Source organism: Aeromonas sp. QDB56, from assembly GCF_027705505.1.
Taxonomy (GTDB): Bacteria; Pseudomonadota; Gammaproteobacteria; order Enterobacterales; family Aeromonadaceae; genus Aeromonas; species Aeromonas caviae.
This window is the reverse complement of record NZ_JAPDBZ010000232.1, coordinates 1-2707: the sequence shown is the minus strand read 5'-3', so window position 1 is coordinate 2707 and position 2707 is coordinate 1. Positions and strand designations below refer to the sequence as shown.

Genomic DNA, 2707 nt, shown 5'->3' with positions numbered 1-2707 from the left:
CATGATGAACCCTGTTCCATGGCTCCAGATGACAAACATGATCTCATATCAGGGACTTGTTCGCACCTTCCCTAGCGGGTGCTCATTTTCTTTTCGGAAGGATCTTGTGATTTTGCAGCATGTGCTGCATTGGGCCCATAGTGTCGTCTATTGATTTCGAATCCACGAGTTAACCCTTTCCAAATAGCTTATCCGCTGTCAGTCACGATGAACTGATGAATCAGGATGACCCTCTATAGATAGCAGCTGATATGTCCCCATATTGTTTTGCGATCTTCCTCTCTGCTCGCGGTTGTGCACCTTAAATCAACTCAGCAAAGCGGTGTGCGTGGCTGGCAGCTTGGTTTGGTGGTAAAATCTTGACGTGTTGGGAGCCCCCAACTACACACGACTATACACGCAAAGAAAAGTGCGTTAAGTTATTGTTTATTAGACTCTATTAGGTAGAGTCGTCCTGATTTGCAATCAGATAAAAGAGTCCAACATGTTCAGACCAGAATTGCTCTCCCCTGCCGGGACCCTCAAGAACATGCGCTACGCCTATGCCTATGGCGCAGACGCCGTCTATGCGGGCCAGCCGCGCTACAGCCTGCGGGTGCGCAACAACGAATTCGATCACGAGAATCTGCAGCTCGGCATCAACGAGGCCCATGCCCTCGGCAAGCAGTTCTATGTGGTGGCCAACATCCAGCCCCACAACTCCAAGCTCAAGACCTTCATCCGTGACATGCGCCCCGTGGTGGATATGAAGCCGGATGCACTCATCATGTCCGACCCCGGCCTCATCATGATGATGCGCGAAGCCTTCCCCGACATGCCTATCCACCTCTCGGTGCAGGCCAACGCGGTCAACTGGGCCACGGTGAAGTTCTGGCATCAGATGGGCCTGACCCGTGCCATCCTCTCCCGCGAGCTGTCTCTCGACGAGATCGAGGAGATCCGCATGCAGGTGCCGGAGATGGAACTGGAAGTCTTCGTCCACGGGGCGCTGTGCATGGCCTACTCCGGCCGCTGCCTGCTCTCCGGCTACATCAACAAGCGTGACCCCAATCAGGGCACCTGCACCAACTCCTGCCGCTGGGAGTACAAGGTGCACGAGGGCAAGGAAGATGACGTGGGCCAGATCGTCCACCGCCAGGAGCCCATCGCCGTGCAAAAGGTGGATCCGACCCTGGGCGCAGGCAAGCCGACCGATGCCCTGGTGCTGCTGGAAGAGTCCAACCGCCCGGGCGAGTTCATGACCGCGTTTGAAGACGAGCACGGCACCTACATCATGAACTCCAAGGATCTGCGCGCCGTCGAGCACGTCGAGCGCCTGACCAAAATGGGCGTTCATTCGCTGAAAATCGAAGGCCGTACCAAGTCCTTCTACTACTGCGCCCGTACCGCCCAGGTCTATCGCAAGGCCATCGACGATGCGGTGGCTGGCCGTCCATTCGATCCGACCCTGATGGGCACCCTCGAGAACCTGGCCCACCGCGGCTACACCGAGGGCTTCCTGCGCCGTCACAACCACAGCGAATACCAGAACTACGACTACGGTTACTCCGTCTCCGACACCCAGCAGTTCGTCGGCGAGATCACAGGTCGCAACGGTGACATGGTCGAGGTCGAGGTGAAGAACAAGTTCCTGCTGGGCAACAGCCTGGAGCTGATGACCCCCCAGGGCAACCTCAGCTTCAACCTGGAGCAGATGCAAAACCGCAAGGGCGAGCTCATCGACACCGCGCCGGGCAACGGCCATGTGGTCTACGTGCCGGTTCCCAAGGAGATCGACGTGAATTACGGCATCCTGCTGCGCAACCTCGGCGAGCGCGAGGATACCCGTCAACCTCACTCGGCGGCCTGAGATGGCACTGCTCATCACCGACAAGTGCATCAACTGTGACATGTGCGATCCGGAGTGTCCGAACCAGGCCATCACCCTGGGGAGCAAGATCTACGAGATAGACCCGGATCGCTGCACCGAATGCGTCGGCCACTATGAGAAGCCGACCTGCATCAGCGTCTGCCCCATCGATTGCATCATCTGGGATCCCGCCCATGTGGAGACCGAAGATCAGCTGATGGAGAAATTCGTGCGGATGCACAGGCAGTAACGCCTGCATCAGCGTCTGTGCCCCATGTGCGGCATCCTCCGGGATCCCGTCCATAGGGTGGAAACCGAAGATCAGTTGATGGAAAAGTTCGTGCGGATGCACAGGCAGTAAGCCTGTATCAGCGTCTGCGCCCCATGGACGGCATCCTCCGGGATCCCGTCCATCGGGTGGAAACCGAAGATCAGTTGATAGAGAAGTTCGTGCGGATGCACAGGCAGTAAGCCTGTATCAGCGTCTGCGCCCCATGGACGGCATCCTCCGGGATCCCGTCCATCGGGTGGAAACCGAAGATCAGCTGATGGAGAAGTTTGTGCGGATGCTCAGGCAGTAAACCTGCATCAGCGTCTGCTCTAGAGGGACTGCATCCTCCGGGATCCCGTCCATAGGGTGGAAACCGAAGATCAGTTGATGGAGAAATTCGTGCGGATGCACAGGCAGTCCGCGTCTGACACGCGCGGAGTGCATTATCCAAAAATAGAAAAAGCCGGGCATGCCCGGCTTTTTCTATTGCGCTGCCCTTCCCTCAGGGTTTGATACCAATCGGATTAAACATTAGGTCAGCTTTATCCAATCTCGGCTACAAAGTGACATCACCCGCTCCACATCGG

General features: G+C 57.0%; 2 protein-coding genes and 1 pseudogene. All 3 read left to right on the top strand.

Translation table 11 applies throughout. From position 1 onward, the window contains the following. Positions 1-484: 484 nt before the first annotated feature. A complete protein-coding gene (gene trhP, locus OKB81_RS19905; RefSeq protein ID WP_010675357.1) occupies positions 485-1849 on the top strand; it encodes a prephenate-dependent tRNA uridine(34) hydroxylase TrhP in 1365 nt (454 codons plus the stop codon). A gap of 1 nt (position 1850) precedes the next feature. Then, the gene (locus OKB81_RS19900) at positions 1851-2099 is read left to right on the top strand and encodes a YfhL family 4Fe-4S dicluster ferredoxin (RefSeq protein ID WP_010675358.1); all 249 of its coding nucleotides are present in this window, start codon (positions 1851-1853) and stop codon (positions 2097-2099) included. 331 nt (positions 2100-2430) lie between these two features. After that, a pseudogene (locus OKB81_RS19895) lies at positions 2431-2537 on the top strand (YfhL family 4Fe-4S dicluster ferredoxin); the annotation flags it as partial. Positions 2538-2707 lie beyond the last annotated feature (170 nt).